Source organism: Algibacter sp. YIN40 (genome assembly GCF_057219435.1).
Genome location: NZ_JBXVVC010000001.1, coordinates 1,536,028 through 1,561,437 on the forward strand (window position 1 = coordinate 1,536,028; position 25,410 = coordinate 1,561,437).

27 protein-coding genes are annotated in these 25,410 nt (G+C 33.1%); 14 read left to right on the forward strand and 13 right to left on the reverse strand.

Translation table 11 applies throughout. From position 1 onward, the window contains the following. Positions 1–26: 26 nt before the first annotated feature. From AC2D6V_RS07065 to AC2D6V_RS07095, 7 genes are all read left to right on the forward strand, one after another. Positions 27–1,250, forward strand: coding sequence for a 3-phosphoshikimate 1-carboxyvinyltransferase (locus AC2D6V_RS07065; protein ID WP_484647349.1), 1,224 nt, complete (start codon positions 27–29; stop codon positions 1,248–1,250). 113 nt (positions 1,251–1,363) lie between these two features. Further along, the gene (gene queA, locus AC2D6V_RS07070) at positions 1,364–2,413 is read left to right on the forward strand and encodes a tRNA preQ1(34) S-adenosylmethionine ribosyltransferase-isomerase QueA (protein ID WP_484647350.1); all 1,050 of its coding nucleotides are present in this window, start codon (positions 1,364–1,366) and stop codon (positions 2,411–2,413) included. A 124-nt stretch (positions 2,414–2,537) separates the two neighbouring features. Further along, positions 2,538–3,578, forward strand: a complete 1,041-nt coding sequence (gene rlmN, locus AC2D6V_RS07075; RefSeq protein WP_484647525.1) for a dual-specificity RNA methyltransferase RlmN — start codon at positions 2,538–2,540, stop codon at positions 3,576–3,578. A gap of 88 nt (positions 3,579–3,666) precedes the next feature. Further along, entirely contained in the window at positions 3,667–4,644 is a 978-nt protein-coding gene (locus AC2D6V_RS07080; RefSeq protein ID WP_484647351.1) for a polyprenyl synthetase family protein, read from the forward strand. Positions 4,645–4,718: 74 nt separating this feature from the next. Next, entirely contained in the window at positions 4,719–5,294 is a 576-nt protein-coding gene (locus tag AC2D6V_RS07085) for an RNA polymerase sigma factor (RefSeq protein ID WP_484647352.1), read from the forward strand. Continuing rightward, entirely contained in the window at positions 5,281–6,045 is a 765-nt protein-coding gene (locus tag AC2D6V_RS07090; protein WP_484647353.1) for a hypothetical protein, read from the forward strand. Before AC2D6V_RS07085 ends, AC2D6V_RS07090 begins: the two co-directional genes overlap by 14 nt. Before the next feature lie 99 nt (positions 6,046–6,144). Then, positions 6,145–7,224 (forward strand): hypothetical protein, encoded by a 1,080-nt coding sequence (locus tag AC2D6V_RS07095; protein WP_484647354.1) that lies wholly within the window; start codon positions 6,145–6,147, stop codon positions 7,222–7,224. Between the two features lie 35 nt (positions 7,225–7,259). Here AC2D6V_RS07095 and def read toward each other — a convergent pair whose 3' ends face one another. The 8 genes from def to AC2D6V_RS07135 all read right to left on the reverse strand — a co-directional run bounded on the left by def (position 7,260) and on the right by AC2D6V_RS07135 (position 15,838). Further along, entirely contained in the window at positions 7,260–7,895 is a 636-nt protein-coding gene (def, locus tag AC2D6V_RS07100) for a peptide deformylase (RefSeq protein WP_484647355.1), read from the reverse strand. Between the two features lie 32 nt (positions 7,896–7,927). After that, positions 7,928–9,205, reverse strand: a complete 1,278-nt coding sequence (gene rodA / locus AC2D6V_RS07105; protein WP_484647356.1) for a rod shape-determining protein RodA — start codon at positions 9,203–9,205, stop codon at positions 7,928–7,930. Next, positions 9,205–11,145, reverse strand: a complete 1,941-nt coding sequence (locus tag AC2D6V_RS07110) for a peptidoglycan D,D-transpeptidase FtsI family protein (protein ID WP_484647357.1) — start codon at positions 11,143–11,145, stop codon at positions 9,205–9,207. The genes rodA and AC2D6V_RS07110 overlap by 1 nt, the downstream gene beginning before the upstream one ends. Then, positions 11,142–11,498: a rod shape-determining protein MreD gene (locus tag AC2D6V_RS07115; protein ID WP_484647358.1), complete on the reverse strand. Its 357-nt coding sequence runs from the start codon at positions 11,496–11,498 to the stop codon at positions 11,142–11,144. Before AC2D6V_RS07115 ends, AC2D6V_RS07110 begins: the two co-directional genes overlap by 4 nt. Before the next feature lie 142 nt (positions 11,499–11,640). Continuing rightward, the gene (gene mreC / locus AC2D6V_RS07120; protein WP_484647359.1) at positions 11,641–12,453 is read right to left on the reverse strand and encodes a rod shape-determining protein MreC; all 813 of its coding nucleotides are present in this window, start codon (positions 12,451–12,453) and stop codon (positions 11,641–11,643) included. A gap of 21 nt (positions 12,454–12,474) precedes the next feature. Continuing rightward, positions 12,475–13,503 (reverse strand): rod shape-determining protein, encoded by a 1,029-nt coding sequence (locus tag AC2D6V_RS07125; protein WP_298237856.1) that lies wholly within the window; start codon positions 13,501–13,503, stop codon positions 12,475–12,477. Positions 13,504–13,672: 169 nt separating this feature from the next. Continuing rightward, entirely contained in the window at positions 13,673–15,205 is a 1,533-nt protein-coding gene (gene purH, locus AC2D6V_RS07130) for a bifunctional phosphoribosylaminoimidazolecarboxamide formyltransferase/IMP cyclohydrolase (RefSeq protein WP_484647360.1), read from the reverse strand. Between the two features lie 177 nt (positions 15,206–15,382). Then, on the reverse strand, positions 15,383–15,838 hold the full coding sequence (locus AC2D6V_RS07135; RefSeq protein ID WP_484647361.1) for a GAF domain-containing protein: 456 nt from the start codon (positions 15,836–15,838) through the stop codon (positions 15,383–15,385). A gap of 78 nt (positions 15,839–15,916) precedes the next feature. On the opposite strand from AC2D6V_RS07135, the gene xrtF reads away from it, so the two are divergent. The 7 genes from xrtF to AC2D6V_RS07170 all read left to right on the forward strand — a co-directional run bounded on the left by xrtF (position 15,917) and on the right by AC2D6V_RS07170 (position 21,308). After that, the gene (gene xrtF / locus AC2D6V_RS07140; protein ID WP_484647362.1) at positions 15,917–16,462 is read left to right on the forward strand and encodes an exosortase family protein XrtF; all 546 of its coding nucleotides are present in this window, start codon (positions 15,917–15,919) and stop codon (positions 16,460–16,462) included. Then, positions 16,459–16,887: an exosortase F system-associated membrane protein gene (locus AC2D6V_RS07145; protein ID WP_484647363.1), complete on the forward strand. Its 429-nt coding sequence runs from the start codon at positions 16,459–16,461 to the stop codon at positions 16,885–16,887. The genes xrtF and AC2D6V_RS07145 overlap by 4 nt, the downstream gene beginning before the upstream one ends. A gap of 60 nt (positions 16,888–16,947) precedes the next feature. Next, positions 16,948–17,346, forward strand: coding sequence for an HYC_CC_PP family protein (locus AC2D6V_RS07150; RefSeq protein WP_484647526.1), 399 nt, complete (start codon positions 16,948–16,950; stop codon positions 17,344–17,346). 83 nt (positions 17,347–17,429) lie between these two features. Further along, positions 17,430–18,152, forward strand: a complete 723-nt coding sequence (locus AC2D6V_RS07155) for a heavy-metal-associated domain-containing protein (protein ID WP_484647364.1) — start codon at positions 17,430–17,432, stop codon at positions 18,150–18,152. Then, on the forward strand, positions 18,153–20,396 hold the full coding sequence (locus AC2D6V_RS07160; RefSeq protein ID WP_484647365.1) for a TonB-dependent receptor: 2,244 nt from the start codon (positions 18,153–18,155) through the stop codon (positions 20,394–20,396). It abuts the gene before it with no gap. A gap of 157 nt (positions 20,397–20,553) precedes the next feature. Beyond that, positions 20,554–20,907, forward strand: a complete 354-nt coding sequence (locus AC2D6V_RS07165; RefSeq protein WP_484647366.1) for a heavy-metal-associated domain-containing protein — start codon at positions 20,554–20,556, stop codon at positions 20,905–20,907. A 35-nt stretch (positions 20,908–20,942) separates the two neighbouring features. Beyond that, complete coding sequence (locus tag AC2D6V_RS07170) at positions 20,943–21,308, forward strand: DUF2200 domain-containing protein (protein WP_484647367.1); 366 nt, start codon at positions 20,943–20,945, stop codon at positions 21,306–21,308. Positions 21,309–21,399: 91 nt separating this feature from the next. On the opposite strand, the gene groL is transcribed toward AC2D6V_RS07170, so the two are convergent. From groL to lptE, 5 genes are all read right to left on the reverse strand, one after another. Continuing rightward, positions 21,400–23,031, reverse strand: coding sequence for a chaperonin GroEL (gene groL, locus AC2D6V_RS07175; RefSeq protein ID WP_484647368.1), 1,632 nt, complete (start codon positions 23,029–23,031; stop codon positions 21,400–21,402). Positions 23,032–23,136: 105 nt separating this feature from the next. Further along, a complete protein-coding gene (locus AC2D6V_RS07180) occupies positions 23,137–23,412 on the reverse strand; it encodes a co-chaperone GroES (protein WP_298237867.1) in 276 nt (91 codons plus the stop codon). A gap of 145 nt (positions 23,413–23,557) precedes the next feature. Then, positions 23,558–23,923, reverse strand: a complete 366-nt coding sequence (gene secG, locus AC2D6V_RS07185) for a preprotein translocase subunit SecG (protein WP_484647369.1) — start codon at positions 23,921–23,923, stop codon at positions 23,558–23,560. Then, positions 23,923–24,879: a hypothetical protein gene (locus AC2D6V_RS07190; protein ID WP_484647370.1), complete on the reverse strand. Its 957-nt coding sequence runs from the start codon at positions 24,877–24,879 to the stop codon at positions 23,923–23,925. The genes secG and AC2D6V_RS07190 overlap by 1 nt, the downstream gene beginning before the upstream one ends. Further along, the gene (gene lptE / locus AC2D6V_RS07195) at positions 24,873–25,385 is read right to left on the reverse strand and encodes an LPS assembly lipoprotein LptE (RefSeq protein ID WP_484647371.1); all 513 of its coding nucleotides are present in this window, start codon (positions 25,383–25,385) and stop codon (positions 24,873–24,875) included. Before lptE ends, AC2D6V_RS07190 begins: the two co-directional genes overlap by 7 nt. Positions 25,386–25,410 lie beyond the last annotated feature (25 nt).

Consider the following 25,410-nt stretch of genomic DNA (forward strand, 5'->3'; position numbering starts at 1 on the left):
TTAGAAGCGTTTTTTAATAGGTAAACATGGATTTTACACTACACAAGTCGGTAATAAATAAGCAATCAACTATAAAAATAACAGGTTCAAAAAGTGAATCGAATAGATTGTTATTACTTCAAGCGTTATATCCAGAGATCGCTTTAGCCAATGTTTCCAATTCCGATGATAGTTGTCTCATGACTAAAGCGCTTGCTTCAGAAGAACAAGTTGTCGATATCCACCACGCAGGCACAGCTATGCGCTTCTTAACAAGTTATTTTTCAGTTCAGGAAGGAAGAGAAACCATCCTTACTGGTTCTCATCGCATGAAAGAACGTCCTGTTAAAATTTTGGTAGAATCTCTCCGAGAACTTGGGGCTGATATTAGTTATGTTGAGAATGACGGTTATCCACCGATTAAAATAAAAGGTAAAAAACTGACTAAAAATAAGGTTTCTCTAAAAGCAAATGTGAGTAGTCAATACATTTCATCGCTATTACTTATTGCATCAAAATTAGAAAACGGGTTAGAATTGACTTTAGAAGGAGAAATTACTTCTATTCCATATATAAAAATGACTTTGAGCTTGTTAGATGAAATTGGTGTCGAATCTTCATTTGAAAATAATATAATAACAGTTAAGTCTAACACTAAAAATCTAATGTCTAAAACCTTAGTAGTTGAGTCCGATTGGTCATCAGCGTCTTATTTTTTCAGTATTGTGGCGTTGAGTGAAATTGGGACAGAGATTACATTATCATCATACAAAGAGAATTCTTTACAAGGTGATTCAGCTTTAATAGATGTGTATAAGCATTTTGGTGTTGAAACTGTATCTTTAAATAATACAATCACCTTAAAAAAGGTTCAACATAATAATACAGCAAAAACATTCAATTTAGTTAATGCCCCAGATATCGCTCAAACTATTGCAGTAACCTGTTTTGCTTTAGGTATTCCATGCAATTTAACAGGATTACATACGCTAAAAATTAAGGAAACAGACAGATTGGTTGCTCTTAAAACTGAAATTGAGAAACTAGGTGGAGAAGTTAGAATAACCAATAGTTCTTTACATCTATCTGCAAGTAATAACATAAATAGCGGTGTTTCTATTGAAACATATCACGATCATAGAATGGCTATGGCTTTTGCGCCTTTGGCTTTAAAAACAGAACTAGTTATTAAAGAAGCTATGGTAGTCTCAAAATCCTATCCAACATTTTGGGAAGATTTAACGCAGTTAGGGTTTAAAATAACGCAATAATAAATAGCGATTTACTTGACAACCCCTATGTCGAGATTGTATATTTGCAGCCGTTTGTAATTTTCAGATTGAATTATAAACGATTAAATAAATAAACTTATAAACTTCTATAAATGAAATTATCACACTTTGGATTTACTTTACCAGAAGACCTATTAGCAGAATATCCCTCAGAAAATAGGGATGAATCTCGTTTAATGGTTTTAAATAGAAAAGAACAAACTATCGAGCATAAACAGTTTAAAAATATTATCGATTATTTTAATGAAGACGATGTTTTAGTATTAAATAATACTAAGGTTTTTCCAGCCAGATTGTATGGTAATAAGGAAAAAACTGGTGCTAGAATTGAAGTATTTTTATTAAGAGAATTAAATGAAGACCAACGTCTTTGGGATGTACTTGTAGATCCTGCCCGAAAAATAAGAATAGGCAATAAATTGTATTTTGGCGAAGATGAAACACTAGTTGCAGAGGTAATTGATAATACCACTTCTAGAGGAAGGACTTTACGTTTTTTATATGACGGGTCTTACAAAGAATTTAGAAGTAAATTGACTGAATTAGGAGAAACACCCCTTCCAAAATATATTAAGCGCGAAGTTGAGCCAGAAGATGAACAACGTTATCAAACTATTTTTGCTAAGAATGAAGGTGCCGTAGCAGCTCCAACAGCTGGTTTGCATTTTTCAAGACACTTATTAAAACGTTTAGAGATAAAGGGTATTAATTTTGCAGAGGTTACACTTCATGTTGGATTAGGTACTTTTAATCCAGTGGAAGTTGAAGATTTATCTAAGCATAAAATGGATAGTGAAGAACTTACAATTGACGGGAAGGCTGTAGAATTGATAAATCGAGGAATTAACGAAAAAAGGCGTGTTTGTGCGGTTGGTACTACAGCGATGCGAGCTATTGAAAGCGCTGTGTCATCTAGCGGAATGTTAAATGAAGCCGATGGTTGGACCAACAAATTTATTTTCCCTCCATACGAATTCAGTATTGCAAATAGCATGATTACTAATTTCCATACACCAAAATCTACTTTATTAATGATGGTGTCTGCATTTGCAGGTCATGATTTTATTAAACGGGCTTACGACGAGGCTATCAAAGAAGGCTATAAATTTTATAGCTATGGCGATGCTATGTTAATTATTTAATTGGGTATATTTTTTATTAAAATAAATACAGAAAGCCTCTATCTAGAGGCTTTTTTAATACATAACTTAATAACTAAGGTGAAAATATTAAATAGTGAATCGTTTCACTATTTTTGCATCAGTCATGGCAGAAGATAAAAAGGACATACGTGCATTAACCAAAGAACAACTCAGAGAATTCTTTGTAAAAGAAGGCGATAAAGCCTTTCGCGGCAATCAAGTATACGAATGGTTGTGGCAAAAATCGGCGCATACTTTTGAAGATATGACCAATGTTTCTAAAGAAACGCGGCAAATGCTGGAAAATAACTTTGTAATTAATCATATCAAGGTCGATCAAATGCAACGTAGTTCAGATGGTACCATAAAAAATGTAGTTCGTTTGCATGACGACTTAATTGTAGAATCGGTTTTAATTCCCACAAAAACCAGAACAACTGCTTGCGTGTCAAGTCAAGTAGGCTGTAGTTTAGATTGTAAATTTTGTGCAACTGCACGTTTAAAACGTATGCGTAATCTAAATCCAGACGAAATTTACGACCAAGTAGTGGCTATTGATAATGAAAGTAGATTATATCATAACAGACCATTAAGCAATATTGTGTTTATGGGTATGGGTGAACCGCTTATGAACTATAATAACGTAATTAAAGCCATTGACAAAATTACGTCGCCAGAAGGTTTGGGAATGTCTCCAAAGCGAATCGTTGTTTCAACTTCTGGGGTGCCAAAAATGATTAAAAAAATGGCAGATGACGATGTTAAATTTAAACTAGCAGTGTCTTTACATTCTGCTATTGATGAAGTAAGAACATCTATTATGCCTTTTAATAAAAACTTTCCGCTTAACGATTTAAGAGAAGCGTTGCAATATTGGTATGCAAAAACTAAAAACAGGATTACTTATGAGTATGTAATTTGGGATGGTATTAATGACAAAAGAAAAGATATAGATGCATTGGTCGAATTCTGCAAATTTGCGCCCAGCAAAGTAAACCTCATCGAGTATAATCCTATTGATGATGGCGAATTCCAACAGGCTAATTCAAAAGCAATAGAAATGTATGTTCAAGTTCTTGAGCGAAATAATATTACCGTTACTGTTAGACGCAGTAGAGGCAAAGATATTGATGCGGCTTGTGGACAATTGGCAAATAAGAGTTAAGACTCTCTCATCCCTTAGATGATTATCTACTTTAGAAATAATTATAAGTATTAAAAGAATGCATCTTAAATAGTATCTTTGATTTTCAATGAAAATTGTAGAGCAAATAAAACAGCCCATAGCCTATGAAATGGATCTTTTCGAGCAAAAGTTCCAACTATCTATGTCTAGTAAAGTGGCTCTTCTAAATAGAATTACGCATTATATTGTTAACCGCAAGGGGAAACAAATGCGACCTATGTTTGTTTTTTTGGTCGCCAAAATGGTTTCTAATGGCGAAGTAAGCGAACGCACCTATAGAGGGGCTTCAGTAATTGAACTTATACATACAGCTACGCTCGTGCATGATGACGTTGTAGATGATAGTAATCGTCGACGAGGATTCTTCTCTGTTAATGCACTTTGGAAAAACAAAATAGCCGTTTTAATTGGAGATTTTTTATTATCAAAAGGCTTATTACTTTCTATAGATAATAATGATTTCGATTTGCTAAAAATAATTTCTATTGCTGTTCGTGAAATGAGTGAAGGGGAATTACTCCAAATAGAAAAAGCACGAAGACTTGATATTACAGAAGCTATTTATTACGAAATTATTCGTCAAAAAACAGCAACGCTTATTGCTGCATGCTGCAGTCTTGGAGCTGCTTCGGTAAAACCGGAATCGCTTCATGTGGAAAGTATGCGCAGATTTGGAGAACTTATAGGTATGGCATTTCAAATAAAGGATGATTTGTTCGATTACGGGGAAACCCAAATAGGTAAACCAACGGGTATTGACATTAAAGAACAAAAAATGACCTTACCATTAATTTATGTGCTTAATAATTCTAGTAAAAAAGATAAAAACTGGTTAATCAATTCTATTAAAAACCATAATAAAGACACCAAACGTGTAAAAGAGGTTATAACTTTCGTGAAGAATAATGGTGGTTTAGATTATGCCATTAAAAAAATGAAACAATTTCAAGCCGAAGCTTTAGAATTATTACAAACTTACCCAGAGTCCAAGTATAAAAATTCACTGGAGCTAATGGTGAATTATGTAATTGATAGAAAGAAATAAAAATTTCTAGAAAATAATTGCTTCCCTAGGCAACCATTTGCATAAAATTTGCGTCTTTATAAATAGAAGGCTAAATGAAACCATTTTTGAAAGTTATTCAACTCCATAAAAACGAATCTGTTTTGATAAAAAAAGCGATTAAAAATAATCGTGAAGCGCAACACGTTTTGTTTGAAGAACATGCCCCAATAATGTTAAGTGTTTGTAGATACTATATAAAAGATTTACAACAAGCAGAAGAAGCTATGCTTAATGGGTTTTTCAAAGTATTTACAAATTTAAAAAGTTATAGAACAGAAGGGAGTTTTGAAGGTTGGATAAGGCGCATTATGGTAAGAGAGTCTATCTCTTATTTAAGAAGTAAAAAGAATTTTGAGTTTCCAGTTGAAGAGCTAACATATAAAAATGATTATACTAATAATATTGAAGTAGATATAGATGTTGCACAGATTCAACAACTTATAGATACGCTTCCAGAAGGTTATAAAATGGTATTTGTAATGTATGCCATTGAAGGATATAAGCATCTGGAAATTGCTGAAATGTTGAACATCTCAGAAGGCACTTCAAAGTCACAATTATATAAAGCTAGGAAGTTGCTTCAAGAAAAGATTAAAGAATTAAACAAAACGAGTTATGGCACCAATTAAATTTGAAGAGAACATAAAAGACAAGCTCGATAAGCGGAAGTTAAAACCATCGCCTGAAGCTTGGAGTAAATTATCTAAGCGGATGGATTCTGGCCAAGAGAAACGCACGAGCAAAAACTTTTGGTGGTTGGGAATAGCGGCTAGTATCGTTGGGATTTTGTTTGTTGTCTCACAGTTTGTTTTTGATAAACCGGTTATTATAAATGCACCTGAAATAGTCGATTCACCAGAAATTATTGAAAATAACAAGGATGTTGAATTAGTAAATCAAGAAATAAACGCTTTAGAACTTAATAAGAAAGAAGTTATTGTTAACGCGTCAATTAAAGAGAAAAAATCATTCGAAAGTAAGATTGAAGTTAGCCAACCAACATTTAAAGAAAATAATGTTATTGCTCAAAATAATTTAGAACCTCAAATTGTTGAAGATGATACTGTACTCTCAAGTATTGTTTTAAAAGAAATTACTTTTGAAGAACAAAAAATTCAAGATGTTGTAGCACAAGTGCAAGCATTAACAGAAGATAATAAGGAGGTTACAAATGAAACAATTGATGCACTTCTATTTGAAGCACAAAGAGAAATCACTTTAAAGCAATTAATAAATAAAAAAACTGGAATGGTCGATGCCGATTTATTACTTCAAGACGTTGAAGCAGAGGTAGACCAATCCTTTAGAAGTAAAGTTTTTGAAGCTTTACGAAATAGTTACAATTCGGTTAAAACTGCAGTAGCCAATCGTAATGAATAAGTCTTTACAGAAGTAGAGATTAGAATAAGTAAATTATAAAATCATCAATAGATACTGAAATTCCGATAACTATTGGGACAGTATAAAAAACGAACAGTTATGCAAACAATTACTAAGTATTTAGCACTCGCTGTGCTAGCAATAAGTGTGCAATTAATCAATGCGCAGGACACAATTCCAAAGATTAATAATCAAGAAAAAATTACCAATTTAGAAGATATTAAAGAGCGTATTAAGACAGAAGAACGCGATTTTTTGAAAGTAGAAGTTGAGGCTATTAATAAGCGTTTAGACCTGGGAGAACTTTCTGGTGAAGAAGCCCAAATTTTAAAAAAGGAAGCAGCAAAAAAGCGTGCCTTAAATATTGAGAATCGCATCGCAATTATAGATAATAGAATAGCGCTTTTAAAACGTAATGATGAAGGTTATAAAATATATAACGCAGAGGATACCGATAAAGTCGGGTTTCAAATAGGAGGTGAAGAAGGAAGTTTTGCGGGATTTAGCATTAAAGGCACAAATAAACCCAAAAAGTACGACAGACGTACTTCGAGTGATTTAGTCTTAGCTTTTGGATTAAATAATGCCATTATTGAAGGTCAGAATTTAGATGATTCGCCATACAAGATTGGAGGTTCTCGTTTTTTCGAAATTGGATGGGCTTGGAAAACAAGGGTGTTTAAAAACTCGAATTTTTTGAGGCTTAAATATGGGTATTCCTTTCAAATAAATGGTTTAAAACCAAATGACAATCAGTATTTTGTAGATCAAGGTGGTGAAACTGCACTTCAAGAATTTCCTGAAAACCTAAAGAAATCAAAGCTATCAATTACAAACTTAGTGTTTCCCGTGCATTTCGAATTTGGACCATCAAAACGAATTGACAAGGACACTTATTATCGATATTCAACCGATAATAAATTTAAAATAGGTGTGGGAGGTTATGCAGGATTTAATATTGGAACACGTCAAAAGTTAAAGTACGAGTTAGATGGTGAGCGTATAAAAGACAAACAAAAACGTGGTTTTAATACAACAAATTTAGTTTACGGATTAAGTGCTTATTTAGCATTTGATGATACCGCATTATACATTAAATACGATTTGTCACCAATTTTCAAAGACCAAGTAATTGACCAGAATAATATTTCTATTGGTCTTCGATTTGATATGGATTAATATCCAATTCATGAATTAATTGTAAACTGATTTTTTTAGTCACTCTTTCTTTTAGAGTTTGCACCCTCTTTATTAAGATGATCTAAATATAGAATCCCATTTAAATGATCTATTTCGTGCTGAAAAATCACAGAAGTAAAACCATTTACTGTCTCAGTTAGATGGTTACCTTCTATGGTGTCATAATTAATTTTAATTGTTTGAGACCTTATTTTTAGAGTGTCACTTCGATTGGGAATGGATAAACAACCTTCTCTAACGGTTTGTTTCTTATCTGAATAGTCAACAATTTTTGGATTCAAATAGACTTCAAAGGGGTAGTTCTCTTTGTCAAAACGTTGAACCCATATAATGTTTTTTAAAACACCTACCTGTGGTGCCGCAATACCAACACCCATGGACATACTGTCTCTTACTGTTGCATAAAGACGTTTTGCAAAATTCTGTAAAATAGGATCTTTTGGGTTTGGTTTTATGTAGCTACTTTTCGTTCTAAGCAACAAAGAATCTTTCTTGTTATTAATCTTATAAACCCGCATGGGCTTTAAGCTATTGGCACTCATAATTAAAGTCTTTTCTTCAGAAGAAAAAGACTTTTTTATTGTGTTTTTAGAACTATTGCAACCAAAAACTAAAACCAATCCAAATATAAATATTAAATGTTTCTTCATAGGAGTGAAATAATTAAATGTCGCTTAGCAACTTACCATTCATTAATTCTGTTAGAATCAAGTTTGATAAATATAAAAAGTAAAATAGTAAATGCCCACAGTCCAGAGCCACCATAACTAAACATAGGCAATGGAATACCAATGGTAGGGATTAATCCCATCACCATACCAATATTTATTAGAAAGTGCATAAAAATGATTGCTGCGACTCCATAACCATAAACTCGACTAAACTGCGATTTTTGAAGTTCTGCCAAATGTAAAATACGGATTATAAGCAATACAAAAATAATAACAACTAAAGCGCTTCCAAGAAATCCCCACTCTTCACCAACTGTGCTAAAAATGTAGTCGGTATGTTGTTCTGGAACGAATTTTCCAGTTGTTCGAGTACCTTCTAAAAAACCTCTACCTGTAAAACCACCTGAGCTTATTGCTTTTTCAGATTCATTAAGATTATAAGCAAATGTTTTTTTCATCTGCTCTAATTTAACTGGGTCTTTTTCCAAACGTAACCATAAGCTAATACGGTCTTGCTGATGCGGCTGTAAAATACTTTGATAGAAAAATTTAACACCAACTGTTAACCCAATACACATTAAAAGCATAGAGAGTGATTGTAAAATAGGAGGTTTCTTTTTGCTTAAAAAATGATAAGTAATTATTAAAATGATGGATGTTACGGATGTTATAATTGCTCCAAATTTTAATGAAAAGACCGATAATAAAATGGCCATGACAGCTAGGTTTAAATAGATTTTAGGTAAACCTTCTCTATACAAAACAAAGAAGAAAGCTGCATAAACTATAGTGCTTCCAGTGTCGTTTTGTAGGAGCACCAAAATGGCAGGGATAACTATAATGATAAAAGTTTGTATTTGATCTTTTAAGCGTTTAATGTCTGTATTTAAATCGCTCACATATTTAGCAACTGCTAATGCTGTGGCTGCTTTAGCAAATTCACTGGGTTGTATGGTCATTCCTCCAATCGCATACCATGAAGTTGCTCCATTAACGTTTTTTCCAAAAAGGAAAAGACCAACCAAAGAAAGCATGGAAATAATATAAATAATACTCGAGAAACGCTCATAAAACTTTGCTTCAATAGAGAGCATGATAACAATTAACCCAAAAGTTAAGAGTATAAATACGAGTTGTTTCCCGTAAGGTTGTGAAAAATTAAAGTAGTCTATGGTGTCTCCAGTATGTGACGCCGATAAAATATTTAACCAACCAAAACCAACCAATAATAGAAACAAGATTATGGTAATCCAATCGAACTTAAAATATTTATTGGTTTCTCTAACCATTAATTTTTCTTGTTATTGATTTTATTTAATTGCTTTTTAAGCCGATTGTATTCTGTCTCTTCAACCACTTGGATGGTTGTCTCACCATTTATTCTAAATGGTTCTCCGATATAAGGTTTTGCATATTCATTTTCTAGACTATGTCTTAAAATCCATTCTTCCAGATCTGTTCTTGTTATATCTCCTTTGATGTATTTTTCTATTATTAAACTAGCAATTCTTCCTGCAAAACGACTTCCCCAGTAACCATTTTCTACAAATACTGCCAAAGCAATTTTAGGATTGTCTTTGGGCGCAAAAGCAACAAAAATAGAATGGTCTGTTAGCTGTGTTTTTACACCATCAATTTTCATGAAGTTCTCAGCAGTACCTGTTTTACCGCAAATCTCAATGTCTTTTACACGCAGTGTTGCGGCAGTACCTTTGTTATATACGTCAAACATTCCTTGTACGACAGGATCGAAATAATGTTTGTCTATAGTAGTTTGTTTTGGAGTCGTGTAATTTTCGTCTATGGTTTCACCATCAATATTTTTTATAATATGAGGTGTATAAAAGTACCCTCTATTAGCAATTGCAGTAATCATATTAGCTAATTGTATAGGTGTAGCTTCAACTTCACCTTGGCCAATGGCATTCGAGATGTTATACGTTGATGCCCATTTGTTTTTGCCATACCATCTGTCATAAAAATCACCATCTGGAATACGTCCTTTATTACCAATTTTTAAATCGTAGCCTAAATAATTCCCTAAACCGAAACTCTTCACATGATTACTCCAAGTATTCATACCGTCATAGGGCTTCTCATATTTATCAATGATACGTCTGTAGACATTGGCAAAATAGGCATTGCATGATTGCGCAATGCCATCTGTCATACTCAAAGGACTTGAATGATGATGACAACCCGTTAACCTTCTGCTTCCTAAATAATACCCCATTCTACAACTAAACCTGTCTTGAGTAGTCACCACTTCTTCTTGTAGGCCAATAAGTGCATTTAAAACTTTAAAAGGAGACCCTGGTGGGTATTGAGCCTTCAAACTTCTATCGAATAGAGGTTTAGCAATAGTATCGTTATAAAGCTTTGTGAAGTTTCTAGAACGTTCTCTACCCACTAATATATTTGGGTTGTAAGAAGGGGCAGAAACCATTGTAAGTATTTCACCACTACTAGGTTCTATAGCAATTATACCGCCTCGTTTGTTTTGCATTAAAAGCTCGCCGTAAGCCTGTAAAGTAGCATCAATGGTTATAGTAATGTCTTTGCCTTGTTCGGGGATGGTGTCGAATACACCTTCTTTATACGGACCAATATTTCTGTTAAATCGGTCTTTTTGAATAAACTTAATACCTTTAACACCTCGAAGCGTATTTTCATAAGAAGCTTCAACACCTTGTTTGCCAATAAGGTCTCCCATTCTGTAATATGGGTCTTTCCTTATTATAGCATTATTTACCTCACCAATATCGCCCAAAACATTGGCTCCAATGGAAGTTTCGTAGTGTCTTAACGAACGTTTTTGGATATAAAACCCTTCATATTTTCTCATTTTTTCCTGAAGAACGGCATAGTCTTCCTTAGATAGGTGAGAAACAAAAACGGAAGGTAATCTGGGAGAGTATCGATAGCATTTATTATAGGTTTTGATAAATTTTTCCTTATCAATTTTCAGTAATGAACAAAACTCTAGTGTATCTAAAGGTTCTACCTCACGAGGTATAACCATGACGTCGTAAGATGGTTGGTTGGCTACTAGGAGCTCTCCATTCCTGTCGTAAACAAAACCACGTTTCGGATAATCATATACCTTTCTAATAGCATTGTCTTCATACAAATTAAGAGTGCTAGAGTTGTAAACTTGCAGATAAAATAATCGCACAATAAATATAAGACCAACAACAATGACAGATAAGAAAAGAAGAAGTTTTCTCATTTGTTTTCTCGACTAAAAATAACACTTAATAATAAACACAGTATGATGGTAAATATACTTGAGAATAACGTTTTTTGAAGGACTAAAAGTATTCGAGAAGCACTAAATATTTCTAAAGAAAACAAAATTATATGATGCAAAACAGTCATTATAGTGATGTATGTAAACTTAGACCCAAATTCTACTGCATTAAATTTCATGGTTTGATGCTCATATTGCATACCAAAGGAGAATTTGAGAACTACTGGTCTAGCATAAGCAATACACAATGCCGCTGCTGCATTAATGCCACCTGAATCTAAAAATAAATCGACAGTTAGTCCTAACAAGAAGCTCAAGAAAATAAAGAGCATTCTATTATTTTTTAGTGGATATAAAATGATGAATAGGATGTATATATACGGATTTATATATCCTAAGAAATTAATGTGATTGCAAATTAATACTTGTGTTAGAGCAAGAATTATAAACCTAATAATATTTAAGGAAACAACATTATTCATCTCGTAATTTTGTTATTTCTGGTTTATCAATATTCTGTATCACGTATACGTGCTCTAGATTGGTCATGTCATTAAACAACCGCACGTTTATTTCGTAAAAATTTTCGGCATGGTCTAATTTGAAATCTTCAATAACTCCTATTAAAACATTTTTAGGAAAAATAGAAGAGCGCCCAGATGTAACAATTGTATCACCTGCTTGTACTGGTGCTATTTTAGGGATATCTATTAATTGAACCAACTCTGGTGATTCAGAATTCCAAGTTAGCGTTCCAAAATGATTGGTTTTTTTTAATTGTGCGCTAATTTGACTTGTAGTATTAAGTACCGAAATAACCGTACCGTAACCATTACTAGTTCTATCAATAATACCTATAATTCCTTTTGAACTAATAACACCAAAATCTTGTTTGATACTGTCTTTTGCCCCTTTATTGAGGGTGAGTAAATTATTTGTAGAAGAGTAGCTATTCTTTATAATATTGGCTGGGGTGAATTTATACAAACTTGCAAACTGTATGCTGTCAAAATAAACAGAGTCTTTCTTATTTTCTGTACCGTATAAAACCATTCTTAGCCTATTATTCTCTTCTGCTAATTGCTGATTTTGAGATTTTAAATTGAAATAGGAACTAATATTATTTATAGAATTATAAACGCCGCCTGTTAAAAAGTTCGCCGAATTTATAAACTTACTTTTATGATAAGAATGTGATTGAATCGTAAATAAAATAGAAATAGAAAAGAGTAACAAGAACAACAGAAAGGTTTTGTTTCTTATAATAAAGTTTATAATCTGTTGCATGAATTGAACCTATTTATGCCTTTATTTTATCAATACACTTTTGTATTTAGGTAAATTTTTAAGTGTTATTCCAGTCCCTCTTACTACAGCACGTAAAGGGTCTTCCGCAATATAAACGGGTAAATCCGTTTTTTGAGATAGCCTTTTGTCTAATCCGCGTAACATAGATCCACCACCTGCTAAATAGATACCTGTATTATAAATATCCGCAGCTAATTCTGGCGGTGTTTGCGATAAAGTTTCCATTACAGCATCTTCAATTCTTAAAATAGATTTATCTAAGGCCTTCGCAATCTCGCGGTATGAAATAGATACTTGCTTAGGTTTTCCAGTTAATAAATCACGCCCTTGAACACTCATGTCTTCTGGAGGTAATTCTAAATCTTCAGTTGCAGCACCAATCTGGATTTTAATTTTTTCAGCAGTTCGTTCACCAACATATAAATTGTGTTGAGTTCGCATGTAATAAACAATGTCGTTGGTAAATACATCACCTGCAATTTTAACCGATTTGTCGCATACAATGCCACCTAAAGCAATAACTGCAATTTCTGTAGTACCACCACCTATATCTACTACCATGTTTCCCTTAGGTTGCATGATGTCTACGCCAATACCAATCGCAGCAGCCATAGGTTCATGTATTAAATACACCTCTTTTCCATTAACACGTTCTGCACTTTCTTTTACCGCGCGCATTTCTACTTCAGTAATACCAGATGGGATACAAATAACCATTCTAAGCGCTGGTGTGAAAAACTTTTTCTTCAAAGCAGGTATGTTTTTAATAAACATACTTATCATTTGTTCAGAAGCATCAAAATCAGCAATTACACCGTCTTTTAACGGGCGAATTGTTTTGATGTTTTCATGAGTTTTTCCTTGCATTAAACTAGCTTCCTGTCCAACAGCAATAATCTTTCCTGTAGCTCTATTTCTTGCTACTATGGAAGGTGCATCTACAACAACCTTGTCGTTATGAATAATAAGTGTGTTTGCAGTACCTAAATCTATTGCAATATCTTCTGTTAGGAAGTCAAAAAAGCCCATGTGCTATAACTGGTTTAAGAGGTTTAAAAACTAATCTTGTAAATGTAATAAAAGTTGATAAATATATGCGACATAAATGCTACAGATATTTAACAAAATTCATTACTCTTTTATACGTTCAAACATCTTTTTTGGATGGTTTGAAATTATATTAATTTTGAAAGAAATTTTAGTGCTTGAAATGACGCGTTCCAGTCATTACCATCGCCACATCATTTTCATTGCAATAGTCAATACTAAGCTGGTCTTTAATCGAACCTCCTGGTTGAATAACAGCATTAATGCCAGCATTTTTAGCAATTTCAACGCAGTCTGGGAACGGAAAAAAAGCATCACTTGCCATAGCAGCTCCCTTTAAATCAAATTTAAAAGTGCCCGCTTTGTGAATAGCTTGCTCTAATGCATCAACACGACTAGTTTGTCCAGTGCCACTCGCACATAATTGTTTGTTTTTCGCTAAAACAATGGTGTTTGATTTAGTATGCTTGCAAATTTTTGATGCAAATAATAAATCTTCAATTTGAGCATTGGTTGGTGCAATATTTGTAACCGTTTTTAAATCTTCTGCTTTATCAGTTATGTTGTTTCTATCCTGAACCAGAACACCATTTAAACAACTTCTAACGTTTGTAGCAGGCATATCAACATCGTGAATTTCTAACAAAATCCTGTTTCTCTTTCCTTTTAATATTTCTAGTGCTTCAGGATTAAAAGAAGGCGCGATTACAACCTCACAGAATAATTTATGAATTTCTTGAGCGGTAGCCTTGTCAATTTCTTTGTTACTAATTAAAACACCTCCAAACGCAGAAACTGGATCTCCAGCTAAAGCATCTACATAAGCTTGGTGTAATGATTCGCGTTGTGCCAGTCCGCACGCATTGTTATGTTTTAAAATGGCAAATGTTGGTGCGTCATTTTTAAATTCTAGCATTAAATTAACAGCGGCGTCAACATCTAAAAGGTTATTATAACTTAATTCTTTTCCGTGAAGTTTTGTGAATAGTTCATCAAAATTCCCGAAGAAAAATCCTTTTTGGTGAGGGTTCTCACCGTAGCGTAAAGCTTTACCATTGGTTTCACTAATTTTTAAAACAGCTTCATCATGATTTTTGTTGAAGTAGTTAAAAATAGCGGTATCATAATGAGAAGACACATTAAACGCTTTACCTGCAAAACGTTTTCTGTTTTCTTCAGAAATAGTTCCATTATTTTTAGAAATTAATTCTAAAAATTCAGCATAATCATCAACTGATGATACACAAATTACATCTGCATAATTTTTAGCTGCGGCACGGATTAAGGAAATACCGCCTATATCTATTTTTTCAATAATATCTTGGTTACTAGCACCAGAAGCTACCGTTTTTTCAAATGGATATAAGTCAACAATCACAACATCTATTTGTGGAATTTCGTATGCTTCTAATTCTGCAACATCACCATCATGGTTTTGTCTATTTAAAATACCACCAAATACTTTTGGGTGCAGGGTTTTTACACGTCCGCCAAGTATAGAAGGATAAGAAGTCACATCTTCAACAGGAACAACGTTTACGCCTAAATCAATAATAAATTTTTCTGTGCCACCGGTAGAATATATTGTTACACCTTGTTTGTCTAGTTCTTTTACAATAGGCTCTAAACCGTCTTTGCTAAATACAGATATTAATGCCGATTTAATAATTTTTTCGTTGCTCATTATTAATTTGTGTTGTGAATAAAATGCTCCTTTTTGGAATGAAATTATGCTTGTTATTCAGCGATTTAAGCTGAAATTTCTAAATAATGGCAAAAGTAGTTATTTCCTTGAAAAAACAAGTGTGGAAATCTTAAAAATGGATGCGATTTTTTAACGAAAAAGCAAAGTTGTTAACAACTACAAAATTGAAGAAACTTTTTTGCAAACAAACTCTAAAAAACGTTCATCAGCTTCAGTAAAAGGGTCAGGTGTATTGGAATCTATGTCTATCTGTCCAATGTTTTCTCCATTTACAAAAATGGGTACGACAATTTCAGCTTTAACGGTGATGCTGCAGGCAATGTAATTATCTTGGGCAGAGACATCGGGGACAACAAAATTTTCATTACTTACAGCTACTTGTCCGCAAATACCTTTACCAAAAGGAATTATGGTGTGGTCTGTTGGTTCACCTACATAAGGGCCTAAAAGTAATTCTTCTTTATCACTATTTTTAAAATAAAAGCCTACCCAATTATAATAATCAACATGAGCTTCAAGTAATTTGCATATATTTTCTAAGCGCGTCTCGACTGTTTCTGTAGCCTTTAAAACAATAGTTTCTACTTGCGGTTTGAGTTGTTCAAAAATCATAAATAAGAAAGTTTTGGCAAAAGTATTTAAAAAGGCGTAATTTCGATATTGAGTTATGAATAAAATTAATAATACTTTTTGAAAGCACTCTTTGTAAAATACAAGTCGGTTATTAAATTCATTCTTACATTTTTATTGGTGTACATCATCTTTTCATTGTTGTATCAGTTTTATTTAAAAGCTTCAATAGGCTCAAGATTTTATCCAGATTATATTACAAATCTGGTTTCAAAGCAAACAGAATTACTAATACGTGGTTTTGGGTATGATGCTGAGGTTATCCCTCATCAAGACGAACCTTCCATGAAATTACTAATCAATGGTAAATATTTAGCACGTGTAATTGAAGGATGTAACTCAATAAGTGTTGTTATCTTGTTTGCTTCTTTCATTATTGCTTTTTCAGGCAAATTAAAAGAAACTATAGTCTTTTTGTTGTCAGGAAGCGTTTTAATTTATGTGGTTAATTTATTCAGAATTGTTATTCTATCAATTGGAATGTATCACTACCCTTGGCGTAGAGAAATTTTACATACCGTAATTTTCCCAGCTATAATTTATGGTATCGTTTTTATACTTTGGATAATTTGGGTAAATCGTTTTTCTAAAATGAGAAGAATATGAATCGAAACATAAAATATTTACTTCTTTTTTTATTATTTGGGCTGTTGATATTAATTCGATTTTTTGAAAACGAACTTTTCTACGATCCCTACCTTGTCTTTTTTCAAAATGATTATCTGTACCTAGATAACCCTAGAAGGGAGGTTTTTAAATTGACTTTATTTACAACGCTTAGATATACACTTAACTGTATTATTTCTTTAGGTGTTTTGTACGTTATTTTTAAAGATAAAAGCATGATTAAATTTGCTGCGTTTATATATTTAATGGCATTAATTATATTGCTTGTCATTTATCTTTATTTCGTTGTAAATCCACGTCAAGAAGACTATTACATGTTTTTTAATGTGCGTCGTTTTCTTATTCAACCTATTATATTGTTTGTTTTATTACCAGCTTTTTATTACCATAAACTTAAAAAGTAAATGTTAATCATTTAATAAATTAATCACCACCATTTCGATTTTTTGTACTTTTGTATCGTGATAAAACAATTGTTTCATAAAAGTTTTTCAATGCTTCTGGCATTAATGGTTTTGTTTTCTACGGTATCTTTTACTGTAGAAAAGCATTTTTGTGGTGATGTTTTAGTAGATGTGTCTGTTTTTACAGATGTTGAAAAATGTGCCATGGAAGCTATGGAAATGAAGCAAAAGAAGTCATGTTGTAAAGATGAAGTGGATGTTCTAAAAGGTCAAGATGAATTGAAGTTTAATTCTTTTGAGGATTTAGATTTTGAACAGCAACAGTTTTTAAATGCTTACACTTACTCGTGCATTAATTTATTTGAAGGTTTGCCAAAGCAGATCATTCCTCATAAAGATTATTCTCCACCCAATTTAATTCAAGACATACAAGTTTTGGATGAAGTCTTTTTAATTTGAATTATTAATTTATGTTAAGTGATTCCTATGAAAACAGGAACCTATTTCTTTTTACATAACACAAATTAATAATTACAATAATCATGAAACATACATATACAGTTACAGGAATGACCTGTAATGGCTGTAAAACTTCAGTAGAAAATAAGCTAAGCGGTTTAGAAGGTATTACCGATGTAACGGTCAATTTAGAAAAAGCTGAAGCTCAAATAGAAATGTCTAAACACATTTCTGTCGAAACTTTACAAAATGCTATTTCAGGGAAGTATAAAATTTCTGAAAAGAATATTTTTCAAACTACTGATACATTAGTTCAAGAGAAAAAAAGTGAGTTGCAACAATTGTTTCCACTATTTTTAATTTTCTTTTTTATTATTGGGGCTTCAATATTATTAAACTATAACCCTTGGAACGGAGAAGCATTTATGCTCGATTTTATGGGTTTGTTCTACGTTGTCTTTAGTTTTTTTAAATTTTTAGATTTAAAAGGTTTTCCAGAATCTTTTAAAATGTACGATCCTTTGGCTAAGGTAGTTCCTGTTTATGCATGGGTCTATCCATTCATAGAAATTACATTAGGAATTATGTTTTTAATGCGTTTTGAAATTTCACTAGCCTTGATTATTACTCTTGTTATTTTAGGACTCACAACTATTGGAGTTACCAAAACACTACTAATTAAAAACCATATTCAATGTGCTTGTCTGGGTACTGCATTAAAACTCCCAATGACAAAAGCGACTTTTATTGAAAATAGTGTCATGATTGTTATGGCAATTATTATGCTCATAAAAACTTACAATTAAATGAAAAATATATTTTATATAATACTATTGCTTCCTATACTTATGTCTTCTCAAGATAAGATTACAGGTATGATTATGGAAGCGAACGAAAAAAACGAACATATAGGCTTAGTAGGAGCTAATATCTATTGGTTAGATACAACTGTAGGAACAGTTACAGATATTGATGGAAAGTTTAAGCTTTCCTATAAGCCAGAGTATGAAAAATTGGTGATTAGCTACGTAGGCTTTAAAACAGACACATTAACCATTAGCGACCCTAAAAAGATGGTGCATCATTGGTTACAACCTACTAGTGATTTGGATCAAATTACGGTCACTTCTAGAAAACAGGCAACAGCTAAATCTTATTTAAAGGCTCAAAATGTAATTACAGTTAGTAGCGATGAATTGTTGAAAGCTGCTTGTTGTAATCTATCTGAAAGTTTTGAAACGAATCCATCAATTGATGTTAATTTTGCCGATGCGGTTTCAGGAACACGTCAAATTAAAATGCTTGGGCTTACAAGTCCCTATATTTTAATTGCTACTGAAAATATTCCGTCTATTAGAGGTGCATCTCAGGCTTATGGGTTAAGTTTTATACCAGGAACTTGGGTGGAAAGTATTCAAATCACTAAAGGTGCTGGTTCAGTAGTGAACGGTTTTGAAAGTATTGCAGGACAGATTAATGCTGAACTCGTTAAGCCTTCAACAGACGACAAATTATTTGTTAACCTATATGGGGCAACCAATGAACGTTTGGAGTTAAACACACACTTCAATAACAAAGTGAGCAATAGATGGCATACTGGTTTGTACGTGCACGGAAACACACATAACAAAAAGCATGATGTGAATAACGATGGTTTTTTGGATATGCCCTTGTTTAACCAAATTAATCTTATGAATCGCTGGCAGTACATAGATACTCAAAATGGATTTGTAAGTTTCATTAATTTAAAATTTTTAAATGATAAAAAACAAATGGGTGAGCTAAATTTTAATCCAGATATAGATAAACTTACCATGAATGCTTGGGGGAGTGAAATTGATACGAGACGCTACGAATTATCTGGTAAATTTGGTTATGTAAACCCTGAGGTTCCTTGGCAAAGTCTTGGTGTTCAAACCGCGTTTAGCAGTCATAAACAAGACTCATATTTTGGATTAAATATCTATGATATACAACATAATAGTCTATATGCCAATGCTATTTATAATTCTATAATCAGCGATTCTAGACATAAAATAAAAACGGGAATAAGTTATACCTACGACCATTATGACGAACTGGTAAATACAACAGATTACGAAAGAACCGAAAATTCGGTCGGTGGGTTTTTTGAATATAGTTTTGACAATTTGGAGCTTTTAAACTTTACTGCAGGAATTCGAATAGACCATCATAATTTATTAGGGACTTTTATAACGCCCCGTGTTCATGTGCGCTATTCACCATGGAGTAAATCAGCTTTTAGAGCGTCCTTTGGAAGAGGTAAGCGTAGTGCCAATATTTTTACTGAAAATCAGCAACTATTTGCTACATCAAGACAAATTAATATTCTAAATTCTGGCGGGAATATTTATGGCTTAGACCCTGAAATTGCATGGAATTATGGGGTTTCATATTTGCAAGGATTTAATTTATTCGGAAGAAAAGCAGATATCACTTTAGATTTTTACAAAACCGATTTCACAAATCAGGTAGTTGTAGATTGGGAAAATCCACAGGAAATAAATTTTTATAATCTTGACGGGAAAAGTTACGCTAATAGTTTCCAAGTAGAGTTTAATTATAATCCATTTGAATATTTCGATTTAAGAATGGCTTATAAGTATTACGATGTTAAAACTGATTATAACTCAGGGCGATTAGAAAAATCATTAACACCAAAAAATCGTGTGTTTGCTAATGTTGGATATAAAACACATCAAGATGAAGGGCAGCTAGGACGTTGGAAGTTTGATGCTACATTTAATTGGTTAAGCGACCAGCGTTACACATCGACAATAAATAACCCTGCACAATATCAATTACCAGAGAGAACACCTACAGTAGCAACGTTAAATGCGCAAATAACAAAAGTATTTTCTCCAAAATTTGAAGTATATTTAGGTGGTGAAAATATTACAAATGTGAGACAACCAAATCCTATTTTGGGAGCCGATGACCCTTTTGGTGCGAATTTTGATTCTACTTTTGTATATGGCCCAATTTTTGGAAGTATGTATTATGCGGGTTTGAGATTTAAAATAAAATAAAAATGAACGTCACTTCAAGTGATTTCAAGATATTGAAATTGTATCCAGAAAAATAAAGGTCTGAATGCAATTTTATAAAACCAAAATTACTCGACCTGACAATTACAAACAACAGTTATGCTGAGCGCAGTCGAAGCATCTTAAAAAACAGACAAATATGAAAAACATAATTATTGTAGCATTAATGCTCATTGGAACAGCAACATTCGCTCAAAATAAAAACGCCAAAGCTTCTATGGAAGTAGATGGTGTGTGCGGTATGTGCAAAGCACGAATTGAAAAAGCATGTTTAAACACTAAGGGTGTTAAGTTTGCGACCTGGGATATTGATACCCATCAATTAAATCTAATTTACGACGCTCGTAAAACAAATTCCGAAATTATTAAAAATCAAGTTTTAGCAGCTGGTCATGATGTTCAAGATTTAAAAGCAACCGATGAAGCTTATGCAACAGTACACGCTTGCTGCAAGTATCGCGACGAAGATGTGCAGGATGATCATAAGGGCTAGGAAAAAGAAGATAATTAGGTATATTAAAAAATATTATGAAAACAACTCCTGAACACAATGAGCGTGTTAGAACGATGAAATTTTTTTCAGTCTATCCACATTATGTCAATAAAGTTGAGAAAAAAGGAAGGACAAAAGAAGAGTTGCATACGGTAATTACTTGGTTAACAGGTTTTGACGATGCTAAAATACAAGAGCTGATTGACCGAAAAGTAACATTTGAGCAGTTTTTCCAAGAAGCTAATGTTAATCCAAATGCAGAATTAATTAAAGGTGTTATTTGTGGATATAGAATTGAGGAAATCGATAACCTTTTAACAAAACAATGTAGATATTTGGATAAGTTGATAGATGAATTGGCTAGAGGTAGAAAAATGGAAAAGATTTTACGTACGCCTTAAAACATAAATAATTTAAAATTTCTGAATAAAAAAATGCCTCAATTTCAATTGAGGCATTTTTTTATTATAATTATGATGTTGAAGCTTTGCACTACATCATTCCTGGCATACCACCGCCTCCCATTGGAGGCATTGCAGGAGCATCTTCTTTAATATCAATTAAAGCGCACTCAGTTGTTAGAATCATACCAGCAACAGAAGCAGCATTTTCTAAAGCAATACGTGTTACTTTCTTAGGATCAATAATACCAGCTTTAAGCATGTCTACATATTGTTCAGATTTAGCATCGTAACCAAAGTCTTTTTTGCCTTCTAAAACTTTATTGATTACTACAGAGCCTTCGCCACCTGCATTTTCAACAATAGTTCTTAATGGAGACTCAATAGCTTTATTCACTATTTGAACACCAGTAGTTTCGTCTAAATTTTCAGTTGTAATTTTTTCTAATACTGCCTTAGCTCTAACCAATGCAACACCACCACCAGCAACAATACCTTCTTCTACGGCAGCTCTTGTAGCATGTAAAGCATCATCAACACGATCTTTCTTTTCTTTCATTTCAACTTCACTTGCAGCACCTACGTAAAGTACAGCAACACCTCCAGCTAACTTAGCTAAACGCTCTTGAAGTTTTTCTTTATCGTAATCTGAAGTAGTTGTTTCAATTTGAGCTTTTATTTGGTTAACTCGTGCTTTAATGTCTTTTGCGTTTCCAGCACCGTTTACAATAGTTGTGTTATCCTTATCTACTGTAACAGTTTCTGCAGTGCCTAACATAGTTAAATCTGCATTTTCAAGAGTAAATCCGCGTTCTTCAGAAATAACAGTTCCTCCTGTTAAGATGGCAATATCTTCTAACATTGCTTTACGTCTATCTCCAAATCCTGGAGCTTTTACAGCTGCAATTTTAAGTCCACCACGTAATTTATTAACTACTAAAGTCGCTAATGCTTGACCATCTACATCTTCAGCAATAATTAATAATGGGCGACCAGATTGAGCAACTGGCTCTAATATTGGAAGAATTTCTTGTAAGTTAGAAATCTTTTTATCAAATAATAATATGTACGGATTTTCTAAATCTGCAATCATTTTGTCAGCATCTGTCACAAAGTACGGGGATAAATAACCTCTGTCGAATTGCATACCCTCAACAACATCAACGTATGTTTCCATACCTTTTGCTTCTTCAACAGTAATAACACCCTCTTTTCCAACTTTTCCAAATGCCTGAGCGATTAACTCGCCAATAGTATCATCGTTATTTGCAGAAATTGCAGCAACTTGTTTTATTTTTTCAGAAGAATTACCAACTTGTTTAGATTGTTTTTTAAGGTCACTAGTAATCGCTTCTACCGCTTTATCAATACCACGCTTTAAATCCATAGGGTTTGCTCCTGAAGCTACATTTTTTAAGCCTTCTTTTACAATAGCTTGTGCAAGAACTGTTGCAGTTGTGGTACCATCACCAGCTAAATCGTTGGTTTTTGAAGCAACTTCTTTTACCATTTGCGCACCCATGTTTTCGTGTGGGTTGTCTAACTCAATTTCTTTAGCCACAGTAACACCATCTTTAGTTACTTGAGGTGCGCCAAAACTTTTACTAATAATTACGTTACGTCCTTTAGGGCCTAATGTTACTTTTACTGCGTTTGCTAATGCGTCAACGCCACGTTTTAATCCGTCGCGCGCATCAATATCGAATTTTATATCTTTTGCCATTTTTTAAATATTTTTTTGTCATTCCCGCGAAGGCGGAAATCTGTTTAATAATAATCTAGTTTTGCTTGATGAGATTTCCGTCTGCACGGAAATGAAAAATAGCAATTAAATAATTGCTAGTATATCACTCTCACGCATGATTAAATAATCGTTACCTTCAAGCTTAAGTTCTGTTCCTGCATATTTACCATATAAAACAGTATCTCCAACTTTTACGGTAATAGGTTCGTCTTTTGTGCCCTTTCCAGCAGCTACTACAGTTCCTTTTTGAGGTTTTTCTTTAGCGTTATCTGGAATAATAATTCCTGAAGCTGTTTTTGTTTCAGCAGCAGCGGGTTCAATAAGAACACGATCTGCTAATGGTTTAATGTTTAATGCCATTGTTTATATTTTTGATTTAAAAATTTAATTTAACGCTTAAGCGTTATACTAAAAATGTGCCAATAGTATGAAACTGACAAACTTTCAGAAACAAAAAATGCCAACTCGTATAAGTTGGCATTTTTTGTTTTTTTATGAAGCACAATTATTGTGCAGAGTCAGTTGCTGTTGTTGCCTCTGGTAAAGTTGTTGTGCCTGCATCGGTAGGAACTGCTGGCAATGGCTGCGTTATTGCAGCATCTGGGTCTAATGCTTTAGAATCCACATTTTCAGAGCCTCTGTTAATAGCTACATTTGAAAGTAAAATTAAAACTAACAAAAGTGTTGCTAAAGTCCATGTGCTTTTGTCTAGAAAATCTGTTGTTTTCTTTACACCTCCTAATTGTTGTGTGCCTCCTCCTCCAAAAGACGACGATAATCCGCCTCCTTTAGGGTTTTGTACCATCACTACAACTACTAGCAAAAATGCTACTACTACTATAAGTGCTAAAAATATTGTAAACGTACTCATTATTCTTTATTATTTTGTTCTTGTAATTGTTCTACTGCCTTAATTTGGTTTGCAAAGAAACCACTTTTTTCTGGATATTTCAAACTTAAAATTTTATAAGATTGAATTGCTTTTTTGTAGTTTTTTTGCTCAACATAAATACGCGCTAAAGTCTCTGTCATTAACGCTTCAGGTTGTATCATTTGTGCCTTCGCTAAATTGCCTTTTGGTGTGGGAGATTTGGATGGATTTATCTTTGGGTTTTTAGCAATAAACTTATCTATTAATTGAAATTTTTTTGCCTTTTCAGATACTTGGGAAACTTGCTCTTTTGTTTCTAAACTTTCTGTTTTTGTGTTTTTTGATCTGTCAATTGGTTTAAAACGTGTCAATTTTAGCCATTCGTTAAAAGAATGTGTTTCACTTTTATCAAACTGCAGAGGTTTGCCTAAACTTAAAATATCTTCTGCTGTGGCTTCTTGTGTTCTAGTTTCTTCAGTGACGTTTTCAATAAGTTTTGATTCGTCTAATGTAAAAGCAACTGTTTTTTTAGGAAGGATATCTTTAGGTTCGAAAAGCGCAGGGTCCAATACACCTTGTGTTTCTTGAATTTGTTGTTTAAGCGCTTCATCAATTGCGACACTTTTGTTAATTGAAATTTCCTCAACATTTACATTTATATCTTTTAAATGTGCTGTATTTTGTTTGATAAACTGCGAAATTTCATTTTGTATGAAACTGTCTGATGTTATAAAATCGAATAAAATACTTCTATCAGTAGTATAAGCAGCGGTCGTTTTAAGTTCCTCATTGTATTTAATACTACTCTGGTTTTTTAAACCTTTAAGGTAAACAGCACGTGCTGATTGAAAATATGGATAGGTGTCAATAATAGATTTCACCTCTTCAGTCTGCTCGTGTGTTATAGACTGCGGATGCTGAAGTATGTATGTAAAATCATTACTTTTTTCTACCATCTAGCTAGGGTTGCATTAAAAATGTCTTGGGTTAATCTATCTAGTATTTCTTCGTGGGCGGTTGCTTTTTGTGACCCAATAAGTTGCGCGTTTCCTGGGTAATCGTAGAAAAAAGAGAAGGACTTATTTTCTAGGTTATCTTCTTCTTTATTTCTATTATAAAAACTAATTTTAACCGAAATAGTCAACCTGTTTTGTGCCGCTGTATTTTGAGAAGTAGAGGTGGTTGGCGAAATTCTATACTCACTAATTTCGCCTTCGTATACCAAGTCTGGATTTGATGAAACTAAATTTAAATTGGTTTGATTTTGAATTAAATCTTCTAGAGTTATTTTAAAATCTCTTTCTAGCCCTGGTTCAACCAACGTGGCATTGTTTTCGAAACGAATAACTTGAAAGGTGTCCGCTTCAATTGAATTGGGTTGTGTGAAACCGTATTGAATTTTACAATTAACAAGAATTACAGTTGCTACTAGTAAAAAAAAGAAATATTTTATTTTGTTCATCTTATTTAACATGCTCTCACAGAGT